Source organism: Stenotrophomonas maltophilia group sp. Smal17, assembly GCF_030237045.1.
In the GTDB taxonomy this organism is placed as follows: Bacteria; Pseudomonadota; Gammaproteobacteria; order Xanthomonadales; family Xanthomonadaceae; genus Stenotrophomonas; species Stenotrophomonas forensis.
The window spans coordinates 18,174-40,370 of sequence record NZ_JASJSU010000034.1 but is presented as its reverse complement, the minus strand read 5'-3'; the positions used below and the strand labels follow the sequence as shown (position 1 = coordinate 40,370).

General features: G+C 66.2%; 25 protein-coding genes and 1 pseudogene. 21 read left to right on the top strand and 5 right to left on the bottom strand.

Annotated elements, in window-relative coordinates:
• Nucleotides 1-44: 44 nt before the first annotated feature.
• From QRO93_RS11240 to QRO93_RS11225, 4 genes are read left to right on the top strand one after another with little or no spacing between them, the layout of a single operon-like run.
• Nucleotides 45-836 (top strand): 1-acyl-sn-glycerol-3-phosphate acyltransferase, encoded by a 792-nt coding sequence (locus QRO93_RS11240; protein WP_180878727.1) that lies wholly within the window; start codon nt 45-47, stop codon nt 834-836.
• Between the two features lie 7 nt (nt 837-843).
• A complete protein-coding gene (locus QRO93_RS11235) occupies nt 844-1,878 on the top strand; it encodes a YheT family hydrolase (protein ID WP_080357202.1) in 1,035 nt (344 codons plus the stop codon).
• Nucleotides 1,879-1,934: 56 nt separating this feature from the next.
• A complete protein-coding gene (locus QRO93_RS11230) occupies nt 1,935-4,004 on the top strand; it encodes a tetratricopeptide repeat protein (protein ID WP_180878726.1) in 2,070 nt (689 codons plus the stop codon).
• A gap of 10 nt (nt 4,005-4,014) precedes the next feature.
• The gene (locus QRO93_RS11225) at nt 4,015-4,626 is read left to right on the top strand and encodes a YbhB/YbcL family Raf kinase inhibitor-like protein (RefSeq protein ID WP_180878725.1); all 612 of its coding nucleotides are present in this window, start codon (nt 4,015-4,017) and stop codon (nt 4,624-4,626) included.
• A 29-nt stretch (nt 4,627-4,655) separates the two neighbouring features.
• Here QRO93_RS11225 and QRO93_RS11220 read toward each other — a convergent pair whose 3' ends face one another.
• The 3 genes from QRO93_RS11220 to QRO93_RS11210 all read right to left on the bottom strand — a co-directional run bounded on the left by QRO93_RS11220 (nt 4,656) and on the right by QRO93_RS11210 (nt 6,963).
• Nucleotides 4,656-5,117 (bottom strand): META domain-containing protein, encoded by a 462-nt coding sequence (locus QRO93_RS11220; RefSeq protein WP_180878724.1) that lies wholly within the window; start codon nt 5,115-5,117, stop codon nt 4,656-4,658.
• A 153-nt stretch (nt 5,118-5,270) separates the two neighbouring features.
• The gene (locus QRO93_RS11215) at nt 5,271-6,095 is read right to left on the bottom strand and encodes an META and DUF4377 domain-containing protein (protein ID WP_180878723.1); all 825 of its coding nucleotides are present in this window, start codon (nt 6,093-6,095) and stop codon (nt 5,271-5,273) included.
• Between the two features lie 73 nt (nt 6,096-6,168).
• A complete protein-coding gene (locus QRO93_RS11210) occupies nt 6,169-6,963 on the bottom strand; it encodes an undecaprenyl-diphosphate phosphatase (RefSeq protein WP_053448447.1) in 795 nt (264 codons plus the stop codon).
• Nucleotides 6,964-7,186: 223 nt separating this feature from the next.
• On the opposite strand from QRO93_RS11210, the gene glnA reads away from it, so the two are divergent.
• The 13 genes and pseudogenes from glnA to QRO93_RS11145 all read left to right on the top strand — a co-directional run bounded on the left by glnA (nt 7,187) and on the right by QRO93_RS11145 (nt 17,501).
• Nucleotides 7,187-8,596 (top strand): type I glutamate--ammonia ligase, encoded by a 1,410-nt coding sequence (gene glnA, locus QRO93_RS11205; protein WP_004153533.1) that lies wholly within the window; start codon nt 7,187-7,189, stop codon nt 8,594-8,596.
• Between the two features lie 323 nt (nt 8,597-8,919).
• Nucleotides 8,920-9,258: a P-II family nitrogen regulator gene (locus QRO93_RS11200; RefSeq protein ID WP_004134334.1), complete on the top strand. Its 339-nt coding sequence runs from the start codon at nt 8,920-8,922 to the stop codon at nt 9,256-9,258.
• 22 nt (nt 9,259-9,280) lie between these two features.
• Entirely contained in the window at nt 9,281-10,711 is a 1,431-nt protein-coding gene (locus tag QRO93_RS11195) for an ammonium transporter (protein WP_180878722.1), read from the top strand.
• A 125-nt stretch (nt 10,712-10,836) separates the two neighbouring features.
• Nucleotides 10,837-11,397 carry a hypothetical protein gene (locus QRO93_RS11190; protein ID WP_053448449.1) on the top strand — a complete coding sequence of 187 codons (561 nt, stop codon included), beginning with the start codon at nt 10,837-10,839 and terminating at the stop codon, nt 11,395-11,397.
• 54 nt (nt 11,398-11,451) lie between these two features.
• Nucleotides 11,452-11,868 (top strand): imm11 family protein, encoded by a 417-nt coding sequence (locus QRO93_RS11185; RefSeq protein ID WP_337999997.1) that lies wholly within the window; start codon nt 11,452-11,454, stop codon nt 11,866-11,868.
• Nucleotides 11,869-11,919: 51 nt separating this feature from the next.
• Nucleotides 11,920-12,426, top strand: a complete 507-nt coding sequence (locus QRO93_RS11180) for a hypothetical protein (protein ID WP_180878721.1) — start codon at nt 11,920-11,922, stop codon at nt 12,424-12,426.
• A gap of 163 nt (nt 12,427-12,589) precedes the next feature.
• On the top strand, nt 12,590-12,898 hold the full coding sequence (locus QRO93_RS11175; protein ID WP_139319640.1) for a hypothetical protein: 309 nt from the start codon (nt 12,590-12,592) through the stop codon (nt 12,896-12,898).
• A 41-nt stretch (nt 12,899-12,939) separates the two neighbouring features.
• Nucleotides 12,940-13,125, top strand: a pseudogene (locus QRO93_RS11170) (hypothetical protein); the annotation flags it as partial.
• A gap of 59 nt (nt 13,126-13,184) precedes the next feature.
• Nucleotides 13,185-13,988 carry a VENN motif pre-toxin domain-containing protein gene (locus QRO93_RS11165; protein WP_258010907.1) on the top strand — a complete coding sequence of 268 codons (804 nt, stop codon included), beginning with the start codon at nt 13,185-13,187 and terminating at the stop codon, nt 13,986-13,988.
• A gap of 76 nt (nt 13,989-14,064) precedes the next feature.
• A complete protein-coding gene (locus QRO93_RS11160) occupies nt 14,065-14,532 on the top strand; it encodes a hypothetical protein (protein ID WP_148564910.1) in 468 nt (155 codons plus the stop codon).
• Nucleotides 14,533-15,122: 590 nt separating this feature from the next.
• Complete coding sequence (locus QRO93_RS11155) at nt 15,123-15,869, top strand: N-acetylmuramoyl-L-alanine amidase (RefSeq protein ID WP_148564911.1); 747 nt, start codon at nt 15,123-15,125, stop codon at nt 15,867-15,869.
• Between the two features lie 67 nt (nt 15,870-15,936).
• Complete coding sequence (locus QRO93_RS11150) at nt 15,937-17,103, top strand: murein transglycosylase A (protein WP_180878720.1); 1,167 nt, start codon at nt 15,937-15,939, stop codon at nt 17,101-17,103.
• A gap of 83 nt (nt 17,104-17,186) precedes the next feature.
• Entirely contained in the window at nt 17,187-17,501 is a 315-nt protein-coding gene (locus QRO93_RS11145) for a hypothetical protein (RefSeq protein ID WP_008268793.1), read from the top strand.
• A 62-nt stretch (nt 17,502-17,563) separates the two neighbouring features.
• Here QRO93_RS11145 and QRO93_RS11140 read toward each other — a convergent pair whose 3' ends face one another.
• A complete protein-coding gene (locus QRO93_RS11140; RefSeq protein WP_053448454.1) occupies nt 17,564-17,860 on the bottom strand; it encodes a HigA family addiction module antitoxin in 297 nt (98 codons plus the stop codon).
• Nucleotides 17,861-17,873: 13 nt separating this feature from the next.
• A complete protein-coding gene (locus QRO93_RS11135) occupies nt 17,874-18,155 on the bottom strand; it encodes a type II toxin-antitoxin system RelE/ParE family toxin (protein WP_014035516.1) in 282 nt (93 codons plus the stop codon).
• Nucleotides 18,156-18,294: 139 nt separating this feature from the next.
• Between QRO93_RS11135 and QRO93_RS11130 the strand changes: the two genes are divergently transcribed.
• The 4 genes from QRO93_RS11130 (at nt 18,295) to QRO93_RS11115 (ending at nt 22,118) form a co-directional block, all read left to right on the top strand.
• Complete coding sequence (locus QRO93_RS11130) at nt 18,295-19,356, top strand: nitrogen regulation protein NR(II) (RefSeq protein WP_180878719.1); 1,062 nt, start codon at nt 18,295-18,297, stop codon at nt 19,354-19,356.
• Nucleotides 19,349-20,797: a nitrogen regulation protein NR(I) gene (gene ntrC, locus QRO93_RS11125; protein ID WP_180878718.1), complete on the top strand. Its 1,449-nt coding sequence runs from the start codon at nt 19,349-19,351 to the stop codon at nt 20,795-20,797. Before QRO93_RS11130 ends, ntrC begins: the two co-directional genes overlap by 8 nt.
• Before the next feature lie 93 nt (nt 20,798-20,890).
• The gene (locus QRO93_RS11120) at nt 20,891-21,460 is read left to right on the top strand and encodes a superoxide dismutase family protein (protein ID WP_180878717.1); all 570 of its coding nucleotides are present in this window, start codon (nt 20,891-20,893) and stop codon (nt 21,458-21,460) included.
• A 31-nt stretch (nt 21,461-21,491) separates the two neighbouring features.
• Nucleotides 21,492-22,118, top strand: coding sequence for a superoxide dismutase family protein (locus tag QRO93_RS11115; protein WP_180878716.1), 627 nt, complete (start codon nt 21,492-21,494; stop codon nt 22,116-22,118).
• Nucleotides 22,119-22,197: the final 79 nt, after the last annotated feature.

The following is a 22,197-nucleotide window of genomic DNA, read 5'->3' as shown; positions in this document are numbered from 1 at the left end:
TAAATCGGCTGGCAGCGATGACGGCCCTCCGGTATCGTGCGCAGATGACTTCCCCCACTCCGGCCCCCCGTGGCGGCGTGGCGCGTGTGTGCCGTTACCTGTACCGCGTACCGCTGCTGTTGGTCCACATCATCGTGTTCCTGCCGCTCATCCTGATCGGCATGCTGCCGCCATGGGGCGAACTGCGCATGGGCGACGCCACGTTCGGTGCCAAGGTGGTCAACTGGTGGCAGGGCGGGCTGATGTGGATCTTCGGCTTCCGCCTGGCGCAGATCGGCCAGCCGCTGCCCGGCGCGGTGCTGTTCGTCGCCAACCACGTCAGCTGGGTCGATATCTGCATCCTGCACAGCCAGCGCATGATGGGCTTCGTCGCCAAGCGCGAGATCGCCAGCTGGCCGCTGGTCGGTTGGTTGGCCGCACGTGGCCAGACCATCTTCCACCAGCGCGGCAACACCGAATCGCTCGGTGGGGTGATGCAGGTGATGGCCGATCGCCTGCGCGAAGGCAAGGCGGTGGGCGTTTTCCCGGAAGGACGCACCCGCGGCGGCCACGAAGTGGGGCCGTTCCATGCCCGCATCTTCCAGGCCGCGGTCGAGACCGGCGTGCCGGTGCAGCCGGTGGCACTGGTCTACGGCGTGAAGGGCGACGCACAGACCATCGTCGCGTTCGGCCCCGGCGAGAGCTTCTTCGCCAATTTCCTGCGCCTGCTCGGTGAGCCGGCGCGACGTGCGGAAGTGCACTTCCTGGCACCGATCGGTGCGCAGGACCTGGAAGGCCGTCGGCGCATCGCGGAGACTTCGCGCGCGCGCATCGTGGCGGCCATGAGCACCGGGTGAGCGCACGGTGGCCCTGATCCCGCCACCAGTACTGGACGCCGGCACGCCGACGCTGCACGCGGCTGACTACCAGCCGCCGCGCTGGCTGCGCAATCCGCACCTGCAGTCGATGCTCAGCTCCAGCCGCATGCGCCTGCAGCGCGGCCTGCTGTTGCTCGCGGCCACGGGCGCGGTCAGCGAGGAACTGATTCTCGATGGTGGCGATGGCGTGCGCCTGCAGGGCTGGCACAGCCATGTCGAAGGCCGCGAACCCAAAGGCATGGCGTTGCTGCTGCACGGCTGGGAAGGCAGTGCCGAATCCAGCTACATGCGCATGGCCGCCGCGCGCATGCTGGAACAGGGCTTCGACGTGGTGCGGCTGAACTTCCGCGACCACGGCAACACCCATCATCTCAACCGCGGCATCTTCCACTCCAACCTGATCGACGAAGTGGTGCATGCCGCGGGCGATATCGCCCAGCGCTGGCCGCAGCTGCCGCTGGTGGCCGCCGGCTACTCGCTGGGTGGCAACTTCGTGCTGCGCCTGGCCCTGCGCGCGCCGGCCGCCGGCGTGCCGCTGCAGCGCGTGGCCTCGGTCTGCCCGGTGCTGGACCCGGCACTGACCATGGAAAGCATCGAGAACGGCCCGGCGATGTACGACTGGTACTTCCGCCGCAAGTGGGCCGGTTCGCTGCGCCGCAAGCGCGACCTGTTCCCCGAGCTGAGCGACTGCGACGACCGCGTGCTGAAGCTGGACATCCGCGCACTGACCGCCTGGCTGGTCGAGCGCCATACCAGCTTCGGCTCGCTGCAGGCGTACTTCGACGGCTATTCGATTGCCGGCGACCGCCTGTCCACGCTGCAGGTGCCGGCCGACATCCTGATGGCGCAGGATGATCCGGTCATTCCGTATACGACCTTCAATGACTGGCAGCTGCCGCGCCAGGCGCACCTGGAAACCGCCTGCTGGGGCGGCCACTGCGGCTTCATCGAGAACTGGCGGGGCGATGGCTTCTCCGAGCGCTGGGTCGCGCAACGCCTGCAGCGGGTCCTGCAGGCCTGAACCGGCAGCGGCACGCAGCCCGCTACAATGCCGGTTTGCACTTGAAGCGGACTGCCATGCAAGACCAGATCATCCAAGCGTTGCGCCAGAACCAGGCCGACCAGGCCGTGCAGCTGGCCCAGGCGTGGACCCGTGACGAACCCGGCCTGGCCGATGCCCACCGCTGGCTGGCGCTTGCGCTGCAGCAGCAGGGCAACGCCGAAGCCGCGATGGAGGCACTGCAGCAGGCGCTGCGGCTGGCCCCGGACGACGCCCAGTTGCACCTGCAGCACGCCGGCCTGCTGCTGGCACTGCGCCAGTTCGAAGGCGCCGACGAGGCGCTGCTGCGTACCACCGGCCTGGATCCGAACGCCTTCTCCGCCTATCTGATGCAGGCGCACCTGGCGATCGGCCGTAACGACTTCGACGAAGCGCAGCGCCTGTCGACCCTGGCCGGGCGCGTGGAACCGGAGCATCCGGAACTGCTGACCATCGACGGCATGGTCGCGCTGCGCCGTGGCGATGCCGACCGTGCGCTGGCGCTGCTGTCGGCCGCCAGCAAGGCGCTGCCGGACGATACCCGCGTGCTGTACGCACTGGGCTTCGCCTATCTGGGCAAGGACATGCTGGCGTTTGCCGAGCAGTCGTTCCGCCGCGTGCTGGAACTGAACCCGTCACTGTCCTCGCTGCACGGCCTGGTGGTGCAGCTGGCGCTGCGCCAGGGCAACGTGCCGGCTGCGGCCGAAGCCGCGCAGGTCGCCCTGCAGCAGCCGGAGCTGGACGTGCCGGCGATGCGTCGCCTGGCCGGCGAACTGGCGCTGCGCAACAGCCAGCCGCTGCAGGCGCTGGACCATCTGCTGCCGTTGCTGGACACCCAGCCGGAAGACCGCCAGGTGCTGCAGCTGCTGCTGATGTCGTGGCAGCGCCTGGGCCGCGAGGATGAAGCGCGCGCACGCCTGGATGCAGTGCTGGAGACCCATGACCAGTTGCACGACGTGTGGCTGGCGCGCCTGGCCATCGAGCAGGTGGGCAGCGCAAGCGCAGTGGCCGCCGTCGAGCGCTGGATGGCGGCGATGCCGGCGCACCTGCCGGCGCTGGAAGCGCGCCTGCGCCTGCATGACATGGTGGGCGAGCGCGCGCAGGCCGAGGCGATCGCCGAGCGCATCGTCAGCCTGGAACCGGGCCGCGTCAGCGGCGAAACCCGGCTGGTCGAAGGGCTGCTGCAGCGCGACCCGGCCGCCGCGGTCGCGCGCGTGCAGGCGCTGATCGAGCAGGCACCGGAGGCCCACCGCGCCGACCTGCGAACCTGGCTGGGCGAGATCCAGGATCGCGCCGGGCAGCCGCAGGAAGCGCTGCGCACCTGGATGTCGCTGCAGGCCGAGCAGGCGCCGCAGCGCTTGCCGCTGCCGCCGCAGGCCAAGGCACCACCGAGCTGGCCGGACAAGGGCAGCATCGATGGCGATGCCAGTTCCGCACCGATCTTCCTGTGGGGCGCGCCCGGCTCGGGCGTGGAGCGCGTGGCGACTGGCCTGGCTGCCGCCAGCCCGGTGCTGCGCAGCGATCGTTACACCAACACGCCACCGGATGACGCCTTCCAGAACTTCAACACGCTGCAGGACCTGGCGTCGGGTGTGCTGACGCCGGAACGGCTGGTGCAGCGCTGGCGCGAACAGCTGCCGGCGCGTGGCCTGCAGAGCGACACCGTGATCGACTGGCTGCTGTGGTGGGACAACGCCCTGCTGTGGGCGCTGCGCCCGCAGTTGCCGCAGGGGCGCCTGCTGCTGGTGCTGCGTGATCCGCGCGACATGCTGCTGGACTGGGTGGCCTACGGTGCCGCTGCACCGCTGGCGATGACCTCGCTGGCCGAAGCCAGCGAGTGGCTGACGCGCGCACTGACCCAGGTCGCCACGCTGCACGAGGAAGACCTGTATCCGCACGTGCTGCTGCGCATCGACCAGATCGGCAACGACCCGCATGCGATGGCCGAACTGCTGGGCCGCCTGTTCGAGCGGCCGATGCCGCCGGCTGCGCAGCTGGGCGCTCCGCGCCTGCCGCCGGGCCACTGGCGCAACTACCGCGACGTGATGAGCGCCGCCTTCGCCCAGCTCACCCCGGTTGCGGTGCGCCTGGGTTACCCGGAAGAGTGAGGAGAGTGCAATGCAGCTGAGCAGCAACAGCCTGACCCACGGCGCGCCGATCGACCGCGCGTTCGCCGCCGGCGACGCCAACGGCTTCGCCCCGGACCGCAACCCGCACCTGGCCTGGAGCGGGGCGCCGGCCGGCACCCGTTCGTTCCTGCTGGTGTGCGTCGACCCGGACGTGCCGACCGTGCCGGAGACGGTCGGCCGCAGCGACATGAGCGTGCCGCGTGACCAGCCGCGCTGTGATTTCGTGCACTGGGTGATGGCCGATATCCCGGCCACGGTGCAGGAGATTGCCGCCGGCAGCTGCAGCGACGGGTTCGTGGTGAAGGGCAAGCCCGCGCCGGCCGGCCCGGACGGCAGCCGCCAGGGCCTGAATGACTTCACCGGCTGGTTTGCCGGCAATCCGGACATGGCCGGTGATTACCTGGGCTACGACGGTCCCTATCCGCCCTTCAACGACGAGCGCGTGCACCGCTACTTCTTCCGTTTGTTCGCGCTGGACGTGGCCTCGCTGGAGCTGCCGGCACGCTTCACCGCCGCCGACGCGTATCGGGCCATGCACGGTCACGTGCTGGCCGAAGCGGCACTGCACGGAACCTACACGCTGAACCCGGCGCTGGGCTGAGGAGAAGGGCGGCCACCCGGCCGCCCTTTTCATTCCTCCGGCGGCGATGCCGGTTCGAACACCGCGGTATCGCCCTGCGCGTTGCGCACCGTCAGCGTGCCCCGCTCGCCCAGCTCGAGCATCGGCGCCGACCCTCCGCCGTGCATCAGCATTCGCGCGCGCTTCTGCTGCGTGGTCATTTTCGGATCGATGCACTCGGCCGTGGTCTGCACGCCGTTGCGCAGGTTCAAGTGATTGCCCTGCAGCTGGTACTGGCTGCTGGCGTGGTTGCACAGGTTCAACTCGCTCATGAAACCGGAGCGGAAGCGCAGCGTGTAGGGCGCGTGGCCCGGGACGAACAACGCGTCAATGCGCCGGCCCTGCGCGTCGGTGGCGCGCACCAGTTGCCACAGGTGTGCTTCAAGCCGATCGTTGCTGGGCGTGCTGGCAACGGCTACATCCGCAGACATGCCCAGCAGCACAGCAATGATGAGGATGGGGACGTGCTTCATGCCGATCTCCCGATGCATCTGGGTAGTGCCGGCCGCTGGCCGGCAACATCCGTGTGTTGGCGCAGCCGGCCAGCGGCCGGCTCTACCCACCATGAAGAAGGGCGGCCTCTCGGCCGCCCTTCAAGAGCCAGCCGACTAACAGTCGGCTCTACATCACTTCTCGATGGCCGACTCGACCACCATGTCCAGCACGTATGCCTGCGACGGCGCATCGGCCGGCGGGTTCTTCACTTCGTAGCGCTTCACGCGCACCACGTTGCGCACGCCGTCTTCGTGGGTGTAGCCCTCGATGTTGCCGTAGAAGTTCTCGAACTTGCCCGGCTCGCCCTGCTTCAGGCCCTTGTCGTCGAACTTCACCTCGCGCACCTGCAGGCACTGGTAGTCCGGGATCAGCGGGTGCGAGCACTTCTCGGTCTTGGCCGCCACTTCCAGGAACACGGTTTCGCCGGCGCCGCCGTAGCGGGTTTCAGCGGTCGGTTCCGGGTTGAACACCAATACGTCGCCCTTGGCGGTGGTCAGGGTCAGCTTGCCGCCGGCATCCTGCTCGGCCTTCAGTTCGCCCTGCAGGCGGCTCGACACGGCCCCGTCCAGCGCCATCAGCGCCTTGTCGGTGCAGGCCATCATCGTCGACGCCATCGCGCCCACGGTCAGCTTGCCGTCGGCCAGGCTGTAGCTGCCGCCCATGTGGTTGCAGGCGTTGCTGACCGACAGGCGGCCATCAGCGAAGTCCAGGGTGACCGGCTTGTCTTCGCGGGCGAACAGCGCATCGATGCGCTTGCCGTCGGCGGCGGTGGCCTGCTGCAGCAGCCAGTGCTGGCTCTGCAGGCGCTGCGCATCCAGGTGCGCCAGCGTCTGCTGGTCTGCTGCCTTGGCCGCGGCCGGGGCCACGTCGTCGCCGCCAGTGCCGGCCGGGGCCGGGGTCTGGCTGCAGGCGGCCATCAGGGCCAGCGGGAGGAGCAGGGTGAGCTTGCGGTTCATGGTGATTCTCCTTGGGGAACCGTGGGGGAAACGGGGTAGGGCCGGCAACGGGGTTGCCGGGCCCCGGCGCTGTTCAGCTGCCGGACGGCAACCACAGCAGCAGCGCTGCGCCCAGCGCGATGCGGTAAATGGCGAAGGCGGTGAACCTGTGCGATTTGATGTAGCCCATCAGCCACTTCACTACGACGAAGCCGGTGACGGCAGCGGCAAGGAACGCCACGCCCACGTCGGTCCAGTTCTCGCTGCCCAGCTTTCCGTCCTTGGCCATTTCCAGGAAGGTGTAGGCGCTGGCGGCGAACATGGTGGGAATGCCGACCAGGAACACGAACTCGGCGGCGGCCGCACGGCGGCTCAGGCCCAGCAGCATGGCCAGGAAGATCGCCGAGGCCGAGCGCGAAGTGCCGGGGAACACGCCGGCCACCACCTGCGCCAGGCCCACGCCGATCGCCACCGTCCAGGTCACCTGGTCGCGGTCGGGCAGGCGCGCGGTGTAGGCCTCCACCAGCAGCATCCAGACGCCACCGATGATCAGTGCCCAGGCCACCGGGCTGACCGTTTCCGGCAGCGACCAGCCGGCCTTGCGCACCACCAGGCCGACCACGGCGGTGACCAGGAAGGCGGCGCCCAGCTTGAACACATAGTCGCGGTTCTCGCGCTGGTTGAAGCCGGTGGCCAGCTGCAGCAGGCGCTGGCGGAACACCAGCACCACGGCCACGATCGCGCCGGCCTGGATGACGATGTTGAAGAAGTCCGAGCGGGCTCCCAGCCAGTGCTGGGCGATGAGCAGATGGCCGGTGCTGGAGATCGGCAGGAATTCGGTGAGGCCTTCGAGGATGCCCAGCAGCAGGGCGGAGAGCAGGTCGGACATGGACGGTGCGTGCACGCGCGGCGGAAGGAAGAAGGTCGAGAGGATAGACGATCCCTGCTGCACCAAACGGGTGCGTCTGGTGGCGGGCGCACCCGTTTGGTGCGGACCGTTCTGCACCGCGACGGGGCGCCCTTTTTGAAATCAATGACTTGCAGCTATTGAAAAGTTGGCACGGTCGTTGCTGTACCTCAGCAGGCATTCATCCCCATCCGAGGTCGTACCGATGTCCGTGGAAAACGTAGAAAAGCTGATCAAGGACAACCAGATCGAGTTCGTCGACCTGCGCTTTGTCGACATGCGTGGTGTCGAGCAGCACGTGACCTTCCCGGTCAGCATCGTCGAGCCGTCGCTGTTCGAAGAAGGCAAGATGTTCGATGGCAGCTCGATCGCCGGCTGGAAGGGCATCGCCGAATCGGACATGGTGCTGCTGCCGGATACCGCCAGCGCCTACGTCGACCCGTTCTACGCCGATCCGACCATCGTGATCAGCTGCGACATCCTCGACCCGGCCACCATGCAGCCGTACGGCCGCTGCCCGCGCGGCATCGCCAAGCGCGCCGAGGCCTACCTGAAGTCCTCCGGCATCGCCGAAACCGCGTTCTTCGGCCCGGAACCGGAATTCTTCATCTTCGACTCGGTCCGCTTCGCCAATGAAATGGGCCACACCTTCTTCCAGGTCGACTCGGAAGAAGCGGCGTGGAACAGCGGCGCCAAGTACGACGGCGCCAACAGCGGCTACCGCCCGGGCGTGAAGGGCGGTTACTTCCCGGTCCCGCCGACCGACACCCTGCACGACCTGCGCGCCGAAATGTGCAAGACGCTGGAACAGGTCGGCATCGAAGTGGAAGTGCAGCACCACGAAGTGGCCACCGCCGGCCAGTGCGAGATCGGCACCAAGTTCAGCACCCTGGTGCAGAAGGCCGACGAACTGCTGCGCATGAAGTACGTGATCAAGAACGTCGCGCACCGCAACGGCAAGACCGTCACCTTCATGCCCAAGCCGATCGTCGGCGACAACGGCAGCGGCATGCACGTGCACCAGTCGCTGTCCAAGGGCGGCACCAACCTGTTCTCCGGTGACGGCTACGGCGGCCTGAGCCAGCTGGCGCTGTGGTACATCGGCGGCATCTTCAAGCACGCCAAGGCCATCAATGCCTTCGCCAACTCGGGCACCAACAGCTACAAGCGCCTGGTGCCGGGCTACGAAGCCCCGGTGATGCTTGCCTACTCGGCGCGCAACCGTTCGGCCTCGTGCCGCATTCCGTGGGTGTCCAACCCGAAGGCGCGCCGCATCGAAATGCGCTTCCCGGATCCGATCCAGTCCGGCTACCTCACCTTCACCGCGCTGATGATGGCCGGCCTGGACGGCATCAAGAACCAGATCGACCCGGGCGCACCGAGCGACAAGGACCTGTACGACCTGCCGCCGGAAGAAGAGAAGCTGATCCCGCAGGTCTGCTCCTCGCTGGACCAGGCGCTGGAAGCGCTGGACAAGGACCGTGAGTTCCTGAAGGCCGGCGGCGTGATGAGCGATGACTTCATCGACGGCTACATCGCGCTGAAGATGCAGGAAGTGACCAAGTTCCGCGCGGCCACCCACCCGCTGGAATACCAGCTGTACTACGCCAGCTGACCGGTGGCGATGGCGGTGGGCTTCCCCCTCCCACCCGCCGCCATCGCTTCCGACTTCGCGGCTGGGGAGCCGCGGTCAGATCGGGATCGGATCCCTTTCGTTCACGAACGGGCTCTGACCCCTGATCCAGGGGCAAGAGAGAGACCGGATACGCGACCAGGGCCGCCCTCCCTCCCGCGTCGGTCGTGCAAGGAGAGAGGCACGGCCGTCCCGGCCCTGTACGTGTCCGGTGCAACAGCCGCGGCCATCATCCTGATGGCCGGTGGTTGCCTGATGCCAACGCGCGCTGGCGCGCTGGCCCCATCCACCCTCGGGACATGCGCATGAAACTGATCTCCGCCATCATCCGGCCGTTCAAGCTCGACGAGGTCCGCGAGGCCCTCTCCGACGCAGGCGTGTCGGGCATCACCGTGACCGAAGTGAAAGGCTTCGGCCGCCAGAAGGGCCACACCGAGCTGTATCGCGGCGCCGAGTACGTCGTCGACTTCCTGCCCAAGATCAAGATCGAAACCGTGGTCACCGACGAGCGTGCCGATGCGGTGATCGAGGCGATCCAGTCGTCGGCCGGCACCGGCAAGATCGGTGACGGCAAGATCTTCGTCACCGCCGTCGAACAGGTCATCCGCATCCGCACCGGCGAGATCGGTGCCGACGCGCTGTAATCCCCCTTCCGGAGATTCCCCCATGAAGATGCGCCTTCTCACCGGGTGGCAAGCCCGGTTCCATATCGTGTGCCTGCTGATGCTGCTCAGCGCGCTGGCCGCCGGTGCATGGCCGGGCACTGCCCACGCCCAGGCCCAGGTGTCACCGCTGCCCAGCGAAACCGTTGCGGTTGAGTCGTTGCAGGACCCGGCTGCGGCTGCCGCCGCACCTGCGGTGGCCGAAGCGGCTGCCGCCTATGACCGCGGCGACGTCGCGTGGATGCTCACTTCCACCCTGCTGGTGCTGTTGATGGTGGTGCCCGGGCTGGCGCTGTTCTATGGCGGCCTGGTGCGTTCGAAGAACGTGCTGTCGGTGCTCAGCCAGATCCTGGTGGTTTTCTCGCTGGTGCTGCTGCTGTGGGTGGCGTATGGCTACAGCGCGGTGTTCAGTGCCGGCAATCCGTTCTTTGGCTCGTTCACCGAATTCGCCTTCCTCAAGGGCTTCACCCCCGACTCGGTCGGCAACACGCCGATCAAGGGCCTGCCGGACTACCTGTTCGTGGCCTTCCAGTCGACCTTCGCCGGCATCACCACCGCGCTGATCGTCGGCGCCTTCGCCGAGCGCATCAAGTTCCGTGCGGTGCTGCTGTTCTCGGCGCTGTGGTTCACCCTCAGCTACATCCCGATGGCGCACATCGTCTGGGGCGGTGGCTACCTGGGTGAACTGGGTGCGATCGATTTCGCCGGCGGCACCGTGGTCCACATCAATGCGGGCGTGGCCGGCCTGGTCGCCGCATGGTTCGTTGGCAAACGCTTGGGCTACGGCCAGACCGCATTGAAGCCGCACAACGTGCCGTTCACTTATATCGGCGCGATGCTGCTGTGGGTGGGCTGGTTCGGCTTCAACGCCGGCTCCGCTGCTGCGGCCGATACCGTGGCCTCGCTGGCCTTCCTCAACACCGTGCTGGCCACCGCCGCTGCCGTGCTGGGCTGGACGCTGGTGGAAGCCATCGGCAAGGGCAAGCCGTCGGCACTGGGCGCCGCCTCGGGTGCGGTGGCCGGCCTGGTTGGCATCACCCCGGCCTGCGGTACGGTCGGTCCGCTTGGCGCGATCGTGATCGGTTTCGTCGCCGGCGTGGTCTGCGTGTGGGGTGTGACCGGTCTCAAGCGCCTGCTGAAGGTGGATGACACCGCCGACGTGTTCGGCGTGCACGGTGTCGGCGGCATCGTCGGTGCCATCCTCACCGGTGTGTTCAGCGCACAGTCGCTGGGCGGCACCAAGGCCGATCTGGATATCGCCCATCAGGTGTGGGTGCAGGTGGTCAGCGTCGGCCTCACCGTGCTGTGGTCGGCGGTGGTGACCACGCTGATCCTGCTGGTGGTGCGCAGCGTGGTCGGCCTGCGTGTCACCGAGGAAGCAGAGCGCACCGGCCTGGATGTGACCTCGCACGGCGAGTCCGCCTACGAGGCCTGAGGTATCGGCGAGCGGCCCTGCGGGGCCGCCTGCCGCCGCCACTGTGGGTGCCGACCGTTGGTCGGCACTTCTACTGCTCTGGTAGGTGCCAAGCTTGCTTGGCACTGTCGGCGACTCAGCCACGCATGGCGTGGCTCTACCGTTCCTGCTTCAATGGCTGTCTGCAGGTGTGCGTGTTCGCCACCAACGACTTCGATGGACTACAGAACGGAGCAGGTGTGATCCAGGCGACTTCCGCAGCAGTGATGGAAGACATCGAATGGTATGTCTACCTGCTGACCCTGGGCGACTACAGTCCGCATGCGTTTGTGGACGGCGTGGCTGGCGCAGCAGATCGAGAACGCTGGAGCTTTGCCGTGGAGCTCACCTATCGCTGCCTTTCCTCCGGTCTGTGGCGGCTGACCTACCACGACCTGCTGGCAGATCTGGGGTTTCCCAGCATCGATGCCTTCTGCCAAAAGCTCTCGGTTGTCCGTCCGGATCAGCTTTCCGACGAGGGGCAGGTGCTTTGGCTGGATACCTACATGGAAGCGACGGAGCTGTGCCTGGATCTGGTCTCGCGTTACCTGCGTTCGCAGTCGAGCGATGAGACGACCTTTCATCCAGGATTCTACGATGAGATCGAACGGATGTTCTCCGACGCCGGAGTACCCTGGAGCCGTGGGCCGGCATTTCCCATCGGCTGAAGCACTTCCACGTGTGAACGATTGCTCGCAGAAGACGCCTTTTTTCTTCAAGCTATGCTCTGGATCAAGGTGTCCTGTCCCGTTGCCATCGTGAGTGCCCGGTCCCGTAGCGCACTGGAAGGTCCGCCAGAAGTCGACGGGCTCCATGCGAATGCCGTAATGGAACCTGTCGTGATTGAAGGCCAGCGCACGCGGGGAAGCTACTTTGCATTGATTGTCGAAACCTGCGTCGACTGTGTCGGCGAATCATGCTCCGAGTTCGAGAGGTTCGAGCGGGATGATCCCGTGAGACCTGATCTCGCAGGGCAGTATCGCGCGTTTGCGAAGCTGGCTCTGGGTGGCGGGAAAGTGGGCTCGTGGCATATTTTCAGGATTGGCGGATTCGGTGCCGCACTGATCGTCAGTGGGGAAGTGAAGTCACGCCTTGAGTGGGCTGGCGTGACTGACGTGATCTTCGAGCAGGTCGGGTAGACCGGAAGTGGGACAGGGGTTTCCGTTGCGGCAGCAGGGAATGGGTTTCGAATGACTATCCAGGCAGTTCTCTTTCCCTACTGGACCGGCGATTGCCACGTTCCATCCAGCGAAGAGAAGATCGGTGACGCGCCGGTGGTACACCATGGGCAGGGACGGGGTGTCGGTGAAATCGCAGCGTGGCTGGATGGAGACTTCGGTCATCTCGGGCGCGGAAGCGAACTGCGGACCCGCAGTGCCTTTGCTGCGCCCACAAACGGTGACGAGGGCAGCGCATGCGTCCACTATGGAGAGGGACATGCTGTCCTGCGGGCGGCCGATTTCTTCCTGGTGCATTCGCGATGGAACTCTCAGGACGTTGTCTTGTTGACGCGACCCCAGATACTGGCTGTGCTTGAGGGCTATGCAGTGTTTCGAAGTATGAATCCGCGGAAGAAGCATCGTCCGCCCATGCCGTTCGCGATCGAGTACGAGGCCGAGGATGAAGAGGCGATCCGATTGTTCACCCAGGTTTGGGGCTGCTTCGAACCGGAGATGGATACTGGACCGGAGTACTGAATGACAGCTGCGTGGCTCCGGCACCCTGATGTTCCCGCGCATGTGCGCTGCACGAAGGAGCGACATGGCGGGCATGAGTAGCGGATCGTGGAAGTCTGCTCCAGGCAGCATGTGCATCGGTCATTGATCGGTACAGGTTCGATCAACCCGAATGGGGACGAAAATGAGTGTCGCAGGTAGACGGGCCTTGTTTCTATCAAGCGCCAGTGCACTGGCCTGGCTTTTCCTGCTCGCCCTTTGGGGGGCGGTCACTTTCAATCGGAACACCGACAACTCCCTCGGAATCTACGAGCTGTCCACTGTGCCAGGTGTAGAAGCGCTCTTCTGGGTCTGCTTCTTCGGGCAGCCCATGCTGACCGTGGTGATGTTCATCCGGATGGCGTTGCGGCACCGCTCCGCGTTCTGCGAGATCCCACTCGCGATCGCGGTCTGGGGCCTGTTCCTGTACAACCTGTCGTTCTTTCGAAGTTGAGCGGCACGCCGGCGTTGGCCTGACCAGGTCGTGCTGTCCCTGTGTGGACAGCACGACCACCGGTGACGTCCGCGCCCGTGCAGCACAACCTGCTTGCCACCTGGGTGCCATCACCCAGCCAGAACGCGCGCACGCCGGTCATCATCGTCATCCACCACACCGAGCAGAAATCGGTGCAGCAGCGCCTGCGTACTCTGCGTACTGCGGGCAACGGTGGACCGGTCAGTCGAGCTGGGCATCAACACCGATGCGACGGCGGCATACCGTGCGCTGGAGGCCATGCCTGATGCCAACCAGCAAGCAGGTTGCCGCGGATGTGCAGGCCTATCAGAGCAACAAGGCAACCCAGACGTACTACGACGGCCTGTCAACGGAACAGAAGAAGGCGTTCAACACGTTCAGCGCGGAACAACGCGATGCGGTACTGACCGCAAACAGCCCGGACTACGACAATGCGAAGAAGTGGGGCACGGGCGGCGAGTACAACCGTGCACTGAACGCAGTGACGACGGTGCTGGTGGGTGGTGTGGCGGGGCGGGGCGCGGGCCAGGTCGCGTCCAATGCGCTGGCGCCTTATGCCGCTTACTTCATCGGCAGCAAGCTGGACCCGAACCACGGCAGCGATCCCAATGCGACTCTGCAATTGCTGTCGCATGCGGTGTTGGGTGCGCTGCTGGCGGAAGCCAATGGTGGCAATGCGGGAACCGGAGCGGTGTCCGCGGCCGGCGGCGAGTTGGCCGCGAAGGTACTGACCAATACGTTGACCGGCGGAGACCCCTCCAAGCTGAGCCCAGAGCAGAAGGAGATGGTGCTGGCGCTGTCGCAGGCGGTGGGTGCGCTGGCGGGTGGGCTGTCGGGACAGGATCTGGCCGGGATCGCGTTGATTGCGGGGATTGCCAAGAACTCGGTTGAGAACAACTGGCTGAGCAGGCAGGAAATCGCACTCATGGAGTCCGAGCGGGCCGCGTGTGGTGGAAAGGGAGGCGATGTCCAAGCCTGCAAGGACTCTGTGACACGTGCGTATGACGAGCTCACGGAACTCAGGTATGGGTTCAGATTAGAAAAGGGGCGGAAGTTAATGGCTGGATAAATAAGAATCCGCTGCCTTATCATCAGGAATATGGATTTTCATCGCCCGTAAAGCCAGTTCAAAAGAAGGTCACGAAATGAGTGCTAGTGATGTGAAAGATGTCGGAAGAATTTCCGTCCGGGCTGCATATGTGTTGATGTGCGTGTTTCTTCAAAAATATATGAAGAGGGGTGGTGGGCAGGACACTCTTGTTGATCTGTTATCTTCGGGAGGGTCATTTCTATGGGCGAATGGCGTGCCCAATGATCCGGCAATGTGGGATGACTGGCGTGATGCATTTGCAGAGGTTGCCACCGCGGGGAGTGCTCTCAATTCTGAATTTTGTAGCGCACAAATTAATTCGTCGGGCGAGTGCTTGACGTTGCCAGATGCGTTCTCGGTAATGATGGTATTCCTTGAGGCGATTTTTGATCGATCTGGTGAGGATCTTCCGCTGTTCGAAGTTATTGTTCGTCTCATGTCGCCTTTAAGTGATTCCGGTTGTCTGAATGATTCCTCTGTCTGGGCTGAGTGGATGGAGTCGGTTGGAAAGGTGAGGGCATAGGGTTCTGGGCGTTTGAGTTCTTATGGGTGCTGTCCCTTGAGCTTACGTGTCCACGGTGTTGGAATGGATTGACCGCATGGCCGAGTCCGTTTCGTGCACTTAGCTGGATGGCGAGTCGATAACGGTTGGCGACTGGCGTGCAGAATGCGTCCTCCAGGGTGAGGTTGTTGGAGTTGCGTAATCCGCGTGGATCGAAAAAATTAATTGAGATGATGCCTGGACTCCTTCCAGTTCTCGATTGAGCGTTCTTCTGGTTTTGATGAATTTCGTTCGGATCTGTCAGATTCTTTGGGTATTCCGCAATCGATTGTTTTCGACTCTGACTAATATTGGGATCATGCGGAAGCTAAAGATTCGGTGGGGGTATGGGTTATGCATGATGACGGTTCGTTCAAAAATATCGTCAACGTCTACAGTGGATTGAATGTAGGTGATGAGGAACTTGGGCGTTTGGCTATTCGGATTGGAGTTTGAGATTTGGGCATGAGGCGGGGGGCGTTATTGAGTTTTTTGCATGACAGCTCCCCAGTTCTCCAGCGATCAGCACGAAGCGAAGAACCATGGCTGCAGTCCATGGTTACAATCCGCCCATGATCAGCCCCCGCCTCCTGGCTCCCACACTGCTGGCCCTGGCCCTTTCGGCCTGCACCGCCACCGCGCCCGTGCAGCACAACCCGCTCGCCACCTGGGTGCCATCACCCAACCAGAACGCGCGCACGCCGGTCATCATCGTCATCCACCACACCGAGCAGAAATCGGTGCAGCAGAGCCTGCGTACGCTGCGCACCGCCAATAGCGGCGGGCCGGTCAGTGCGCATTACCTGATCGGCGCCGATGGCCATCGCTACCAGCTGGTGGCCGATGAGCGCCGCGCCTGGCACGCAGGGGCCGGGCGCTGGGGCACCATCACCGATCTCAATTCAGCCTCGATCGGCATCGAGCTCGACAACGATGGCCGCAGCCCGTTCAGTGCGGCGCAGATCGAATCGCTGATCGTGCTGCTGCGCGATCTCACCACCCGTCTGAACATTCCGCCGCGGCAGGTGATCGGCCATGCCGACCTGGCGCCAACGCGCAAGCAGGATCCGAGCCGCTTCTTCCCCTGGCAGCAGCTGGCCGAGGCCGGATTCGGCGTCTGGCCGCGCGCGGCCGACGGTGCCGCACCGGAAGGCTTCGATGCGTGGAACGCGCTGGCCCGCTTCGGCTATCCGCTGGACAACCGCGAAGCCACCGTCGCCGCGTTCCACCGCCGCTTCCGTGGCCGCGACGACCTGCCGAAGACGCTGGATGCCGAAGACGCGCGCATCCTGCACTCGCTGCTGCTGCAGATGCCGTGACCACGCGCATGAACGCTTGACCCCACGCTGGGTTGCCGCCCAGCGGCCGGCCCGCCACCATGGCGGCATGATCGATTCCGCCACCTTCTTCAAGCGCAGGCACTGCATCCTGCTGGCAGCGGCCGCGCTCGCCGGCTGCTCCACCACCGCTCCCCGCACCGGATCCGAAGTGCCGACGCCGCCCACCCCGCCAGCGGCCACCTATGCCAAGGCCGCATGGAGCGCACTGCCGCCGGTTTCCGACAGCGATCTGCAGGCCGGCTTCGTTGCCTGGCGCAGCAGCTGCACCCGCCTGAAGGCCGATGCCGTCTGGGCCAGGCCCTGCGCCACGGCAGCGGCGGTTTCAGACAAGGACGCGGCCGCGATCCGCCAGTTCCTGCAGCGCGACCTCGATGTCTACGCGCTGCGCGCCGGGGGCCACCAGGCCGATGGCCTGATCACCGGCTACTACGAACCGATCTACGCCGGCAGCCTCACCCGCACGGCCACCGCGACGGTGCCGGTGTACGGCACGCCCGATGACCTGGTCGTGGTGCAGCTGGACAGCCTCTACCCCGAGTTGAAGGGCAAGCGGCTGCGCGGCCGTGTCGACGGCAAGGTGCTCAAGCCGTATGACGACGCCGGCACGATTGCCAGCAAAGGGGCCAAGGCGCCAGTCTTGGCCTGGCTGACCGATCCGATGGACCTGCAACTGCTGCAGATCCAGGGGTCCGGCCGGGTGCGCCTGGCTGACGGCACGCAGGTACGGTTGGCCTATGCGGAACAGAATGGCCACCCCTACCGCGCCATCGGGCGCTGGCTGGTCGACCAGGGCCAACTGAAGAAGGAAGACGTCACCATGGACGCGATCCGTGCCTGGGCCCGGGCCAACCCCGCGCGCGTGCCGGAACTGCTGCGCAGCAACCCCAGCTACGTGTTCTTCGTGCGCAACCCGGACAGCCCGGAAGGCCCGCGTGGCTCGTTGAACGTGCCACTCACCGCCGGTTACAGCGTGGCCGTGGACCGCACCGTGGTGCCGCTGGGCAGCCTGCTGTGGCTGTCCACCACCCGCCCGGACGGCACGCCCGTGGTGCGCCCGGTGGCTGCGCAGGACACCGGCGGCGCCATTGCCGGCGAAGTGCGCGCGGACCTGTACTGGGGCAGTGGCGATGCCGCCGGCAAGCTGGCCGGTGACATGAAGCAGAAGGGCAACATCTGGATGCTGTGGCCGAAGGGCGTAGCGCTGCCGCAGTAGGTTGGCAGGGATCTGAGCCCCGGATGCCTGATAATGGCGCCATTCCGAACTTTCCGGCCGCACCTGCGGCCAGGACCCCTGCAATGACCTACGCAAAGCACAACGCAAGATCCGGCGCGAAATCCGCCGCCAAGAAGTACTACAAGCACTGGGCCGAATCGGGCCTGGGCAAGGGCAACGTGCTGATGGAAGCCCGTGGCGAGAAGATCGTGCGCCAGGTGGAGATCTACGGCACCAAGATGGTCTGGGCCGACGAGCATGCCCACAGCGACGACCGCTTCCTGCTGGCCGACCAGCCGGTGTCGTTCCTGGATTTCGACGAGGACGACGAAATCTCCGCGCGCGAATTCGAAAGCGCATGGAAGAAAGCCCGGGAAGCCACCGGCTACCCGGTGTAACGCTGCCCGCCCGGGATCGGCTCCCTTTCCGAAGGGAAAGGGCTCTGACCCCGGGCCAAGCCTCAGGCAGCCGCGTTGTAGGGTTCTATCCGGGCAAGCACGTCGGCCAGCTTTTCCTTGGTCATCGCGGCATCGAAGTCGGCCTGCAGGCCGATCCAGAACTTGTCCGAGACGCCGAAGTAACGGGACAGGCGCAGCCCGGTGTCCGCAGTGACTGCGCGATCCCCGGAGACAATCTCGCCGATCCGGCGTTGTGAGACGCCAATTGCCTTGGCCAGCCGGTATTGGGTGATACCCAAAGGCTCCAGGAATTCATGCAACAGGATCTCGCCGGGAGCGGGGTAGGGGACGGTTCGCACTCGCACGACTCCTTCAGTGGTAATCGACAATTTCGACCTCGGCAGGACCTTCCCGGGACCAGACAAAGCACAGCCGGAACCGGTCATTGATGCGGATGCTGTACTGGCCGCGCCGGTCCCCATGCAGCGACTCCAGTCTGTTCGCTGGCGGCAGACGCAGATCCCGCAGATCGGCTGCCACATTGAGCATGGCCAGCTTTCGCAGCGCGGCAGCTTCAATGTGGCGCCATCTCTGCACGCGATGGCCATCAAACAGTGCCTGCGTACGTTTGCAGGCAAATGATTGGATCGGCATGTTGGTAACGTGTGGCGATAGTATCGTAATGCGTTAGTATCACCTCGGCAAGCATGCGGCGTAATTCCTGGGCGCGACGGCTGACGACGCATTCGATGCGATCTGATGCTGGACCCGCGTTTTGCACTACATTGGTGCAATGTCCGACCCCGCACCCCCGCCGTCCCTCGATGCCTTGGGCACGCCGCTGGCCTGGGCCGGCGCCGATGGCTGCATTGCCGGCTGCAATCCGGCCTTCGCCCGCTGGCTGGGCGTCAGCGCGCGACGCCTGCTGGGTCGGCCCTTGGCCGCACTGGAAGTGCAGGGCGAGGCACTGGCCCATTTCCTGGCCCGTGATGAGCGCGACAGCCTGCGCCTGAACCGGCTGGCGCTGGCCGTGCCCGGCGAGGCGCCGCGCTTCGCCGAGGGCTGGATGAGCCGCCGCGACGATGGCGGCTGGTTGCTGGAGGCGCACCCGGTCGATGAATTCCCTGGGCTCGATCCCACCCAGGCCCTGCCCAGCGCGCTCAGCGCGGCGCTGAAGGGGCTGGCCCACGAGCTGCGCAACCCGCTGGCCGGTCTGAAGGGCGCGGCGCAGCTGCTGGCCCGTCGCGCGGCCCAGCGCGATGCCAGCGAACGCGAGCTGATCGAGCTGATCGGCTCGGAGATCGAGCGCCTCAACGGTCTGCTCGACCAGCTGCTGTCGCCGGCCCCGGCCGCGCCGCATGCCGAACTGAACATCCATGCCGCGCTGGAGCGCGTGCTGCGCCTGGCCGAGAACGAGGCCGGCTGGGCGGTACGCCTGCAGCGCGACTACGACCCCAGCATTCCCGAATTCCACGGCGACGCCGACCGCCTCACCCAGGCGGTCTGGAACCTGGTGCGCAACGCGATCCAGGCCGGCGCCGGCAGCATCACCCTGCGCACCCGCGTGGAGCATGGCGTGCGCATCGCCGAGCAGCTGCACACGCTGGCGCTGCGCCTGGAGATTGCCGACGACGGCCGGGGCGTGCCGGAGGAACTGGCCGAACACCTGTTCCTGCCGCTGGTCAGTGGCCGCGCCGAAGGCACTGGCCTGGGCCTGGCGCTGGCCCAGCAGGTGGCGCGCGAGCATCGCGGCACGCTGACCTACCGCTCGCGCCCGGGCCATACCGTGTTCACCCTGCTGCTGCCGATCGGCAATGGCGCCGCCCCGACCGAGGAGGCCCCGCGCGATGTCTGACTTCTCCACCGCCGCACAACGCATCTGGGTGGTCGACGATGACCGCGCCGTGCGCTTCGTGCTGTGCACCGCGCTGCGCGAAGCGGGATACCAGGTCGTTGATTTCGACAGTGCCGCGTCGGCGTTGCAGGCGCTGGGCGAGGGGCCGCCGCCGGCCCTGCTGTTCACCGACGTGCGCATGCCGGGTGACGACGGCCTGGTGCTGCTGGACAAGCTCAAGGCCGCGCTGCCGCAGCTGCCGGTGGTGGTGATGTCGGCCTACACCGATGTGGCCAGCACCGCCGGCGCGTTCCGCGGCGGCGCGCATGAGTTCCTGTCCAAGCCATTCGACCTGGACGATGCGGTGGCGCTGGCGCAGCGCGTGCTGCCGGCGGTGGCACCGGCCATGGCAACGCCCACGCCCGCCGCCGAAACGCCGGGCGACCAGCCGCCGCAACTGGTGGGCGATACCCCGCCGATGCGCGCGCTGTTCCGCGCCATCGGTCGCCTGGCACAGGCGCCGCTGGCGGTGCTGATCACCGGCGAGACCGGCACCGGCAAGGAGCTGGTGGCCAATGCGCTGCATCGCGAATCGCCGCGTGCGCAGGGTCCGTTCGTCGCGCTCAATACCGCGGCGATTCCCGCCGAACTGCTGGAAAGCGAGTTGTTCGGCCACGAAGCCGGCGCCTTCACCGGTGCGCAGCGCCGCCACATCGGCCGCTTCGAGCAGGCCAACGGCGGCACGCTGTTCCTGGATGAGATCGGCGACATGCCGCTGCCGCTGCAGACCCGCCTGTTGCGCGTGTTGGCGCAGGGCGAGTTCTTCCGTGTCGGTGGCCGCGAGCTGATCCGCGTCGATGTACGCGTGGTCGCCGCCACCCACCAGGACCTGGAAGGCCTGGTCGCACAAGGAAAGTTCCGTGCCGATCTGCTGCACCGCCTGGACGTGGTGCGCCTGCAGCTGCCACCGCTGCGCGAGCGCCGCGAGGACATCGCGCAGCTGGCCAGCACCTTCCTTGCCGCCGCCGCGCGCAAGCTGGATACGCCGCCGAAACGCCTGACCGCCGCCGCCCTGCAGGCGCTGCGCGAGCATGATTGGCCAGGCAACGTACGCGAGCTGGAAAACGTGTGCTGGCGGATGGCCGCACTGGCCGCTGCAGACACCATTGGCGTGGCTGACGTCGATACCGCGCTGAACCGTGCACGCGGCCGCCGCACCAGTACCAACGCAGCCGACCCGGGGCAGTGGGAAGCGCTGCTGGCTGAATGGACACGCCGGCAGCTGGCCGAAGGCGTGGAAGGGCTGCATGCGCAGGTGCGCGACCGGGTCGACCATGCCCTGCTGGAGGCCGCCCTGCAGATCACCCATGGCCGCCGTGCCGAAGCCGCTGCCCGCCTCGGCCTCGGCCGCAATACCCTCACCCGCAAGCTGGGCGCCGGGCGCCGCCGCGGGGGCCATTGAACGGTCCCTGCACGCGATCCTCGCGCCCGCTTGCCGAACCGTTGATCGTTCGTGGACGATGCCGTCCGTAGTGTCACCTGCAAGGAGTCTTCGATGCGTCTGTCCTTTGCCATCCTGCCGTTGTCCGCCGCCGCGCTGCTGTCTGCCTGCGGCAGTGCACCGAAGAAGGCCGAGCCCACCCCGCCGCCGCCGAGCGTGGTCAGCGCCGCGAAGCAGGCCGAGGCCAATCTGTCGCCGGCTTCGGCCAGCATCGTCAGTGGCCGCATCGCGCTGATGGTGGAGCCGGGTGGCGTCCACATCACCGGCCTGATCGGTGGCCTGCAGCCGATGCAGCAGGCCGGTTTCCACATCCACGAGCGCGGCGACTGCAGCGCGGTGGATGCCAGCAGCGCCGGCAACCACTTCAACCCCAGTGGCGCCGCGCATGGCCGCGCCGGCACCGGCAAGCACCACCTGGGCGACATGGATAACCTGCGTGCCGATGCCCAGGGCCGCGCCAACGTCGATATCCACCTCAAGGGGGTTACCCTTGGCGGAGGCGCCGCCACCGATATCGCCGGACGTGCACTGGTCGTGCATGCCAACGCCGACGACTATCGCAGCCAGCCCGCCGGCAATGCCGGCGTCCGCATCGCCTGTGGCGTGATCCGGGTTGTCCGCTGATCACTGCAGGCTTCATCCAGGGAGAGATTGCATGCGTCTGATCCACACTTCGCTGTTTGTCGCCATCGCCGCGCTGGGCCTGGCGGCCTGCGGCCAGCAGCCTGCCGCGCCGCAGGCTGAAACCCCGCCGGCCGCTCCGGCCGAGGGCACCACCACCGAACCAGCGGCCACCCCGGCACCGGCAGCTGCACCCGCGGCCGATGCGTCGGCCACCGCCGAACTGGCGCCGACCCAGGGCAACGAGGCCAAGGGCAGCGTCACCTTCAAGCTGGTCGACGGCAAGGTCCATGTGACCGGCCAGATCACCGGCCTGAAGCCGGGCAGCGAGCACGGCTTCCACATCCACGAGAAGGGCGACTGCAGCGCGCCGGACGGCATGAGCGCTGGCGGCCACTTCAACCCGGGCCACCAGGATCACGGCAACGTCGCCACCGATCCGCACCACGGCGGCGACATGCCCAACATCAAGGCCGACGACAAGGGCGTGGCCACCATCGATGGCCCAGTATCGAGCAACGTCAACATCGGCAAGGGTGATGACTTCGACATCATCGGCCGCGGCCTGATCGTCCACGCCGACGCGGACGACTACAAGACCCAGCCGACCGGCAATGCCGGTGCGCGCCTGGCGTGTGCGGTGATCCAGAAGGCGCCGTAAGTACGCTTTTGCTGCAAACGGAAAACGCCGGCACAAGCCGGCGTTTTTCCTGATCGGTAGTGGGGGGGGGGGGGGGGGG

Bases quoted from the DNA above. Each gene is read 5' to 3' on its own strand.
- QRO93_RS11225 (WP_180878725.1), top strand. From the start codon at position 4,015: ATGCAGCTGAGCAGCAACAGCCTGACCCACGGCGCGCCGATCGACCGC.
- QRO93_RS11230 (WP_180878726.1), top strand. From the start codon at position 1,935: ATGCAAGACCAGATCATCCAAGCGTTGCGCCAGAACCAGGCCGACCAG.
- QRO93_RS11165 (WP_258010907.1), top strand. From the start codon at position 13,185: ATGCCAACCAGCAAGCAGGTTGCCGCGGATGTGCAGGCCTATCAGAGC.
- QRO93_RS11175 (WP_139319640.1), top strand. From the start codon at position 12,590: ATGAGTGTCGCAGGTAGACGGGCCTTGTTTCTATCAAGCGCCAGTGCA.
- glnA (WP_004153533.1), top strand. From the start codon at position 7,187: ATGTCCGTGGAAAACGTAGAAAAGCTGATCAAGGACAACCAGATCGAG.
- QRO93_RS11135 (WP_014035516.1), bottom strand. From the start codon at position 18,155: ATGCCGATCCAATCATTTGCCTGCAAACGTACGCAGGCACTGTTTGAT.
- QRO93_RS11130 (WP_180878719.1), top strand. From the start codon at position 18,295: ATGTCCGACCCCGCACCCCCGCCGTCCCTCGATGCCTTGGGCACGCCG.
- QRO93_RS11185 (WP_337999997.1), top strand. From the start codon at position 11,452: ATGCTCTGGATCAAGGTGTCCTGTCCCGTTGCCATCGTGAGTGCCCGG.
- QRO93_RS11210 (WP_053448447.1), bottom strand. From the start codon at position 6,963: ATGTCCGACCTGCTCTCCGCCCTGCTGCTGGGCATCCTCGAAGGCCTC.
- QRO93_RS11115 (WP_180878716.1), top strand. From the start codon at position 21,492: ATGCGTCTGATCCACACTTCGCTGTTTGTCGCCATCGCCGCGCTGGGC.
- QRO93_RS11200 (WP_004134334.1), top strand. From the start codon at position 8,920: ATGAAACTGATCTCCGCCATCATCCGGCCGTTCAAGCTCGACGAGGTC.
- QRO93_RS11180 (WP_180878721.1), top strand. From the start codon at position 11,920: ATGACTATCCAGGCAGTTCTCTTTCCCTACTGGACCGGCGATTGCCAC.
- QRO93_RS11155 (WP_148564911.1), top strand. From the start codon at position 15,123: ATGATCAGCCCCCGCCTCCTGGCTCCCACACTGCTGGCCCTGGCCCTT.
- QRO93_RS11215 (WP_180878723.1), bottom strand. From the start codon at position 6,095: ATGAACCGCAAGCTCACCCTGCTCCTCCCGCTGGCCCTGATGGCCGCC.
- QRO93_RS11190 (WP_053448449.1), top strand. From the start codon at position 10,837: ATGGCGTGGCTCTACCGTTCCTGCTTCAATGGCTGTCTGCAGGTGTGC.
- ntrC (WP_180878718.1), top strand. From the start codon at position 19,349: ATGTCTGACTTCTCCACCGCCGCACAACGCATCTGGGTGGTCGACGAT.
- QRO93_RS11160 (WP_148564910.1), top strand. From the start codon at position 14,065: ATGAGTGCTAGTGATGTGAAAGATGTCGGAAGAATTTCCGTCCGGGCT.
- QRO93_RS11145 (WP_008268793.1), top strand. From the start codon at position 17,187: ATGACCTACGCAAAGCACAACGCAAGATCCGGCGCGAAATCCGCCGCC.
- QRO93_RS11195 (WP_180878722.1), top strand. From the start codon at position 9,281: ATGAAGATGCGCCTTCTCACCGGGTGGCAAGCCCGGTTCCATATCGTG.
- QRO93_RS11120 (WP_180878717.1), top strand. From the start codon at position 20,891: ATGCGTCTGTCCTTTGCCATCCTGCCGTTGTCCGCCGCCGCGCTGCTG.
- QRO93_RS11150 (WP_180878720.1), top strand. From the start codon at position 15,937: ATGATCGATTCCGCCACCTTCTTCAAGCGCAGGCACTGCATCCTGCTG.
- QRO93_RS11220 (WP_180878724.1), bottom strand. From the start codon at position 5,117: ATGAAGCACGTCCCCATCCTCATCATTGCTGTGCTGCTGGGCATGTCT.
- QRO93_RS11240 (WP_180878727.1), top strand. From the start codon at position 45: ATGACTTCCCCCACTCCGGCCCCCCGTGGCGGCGTGGCGCGTGTGTGC.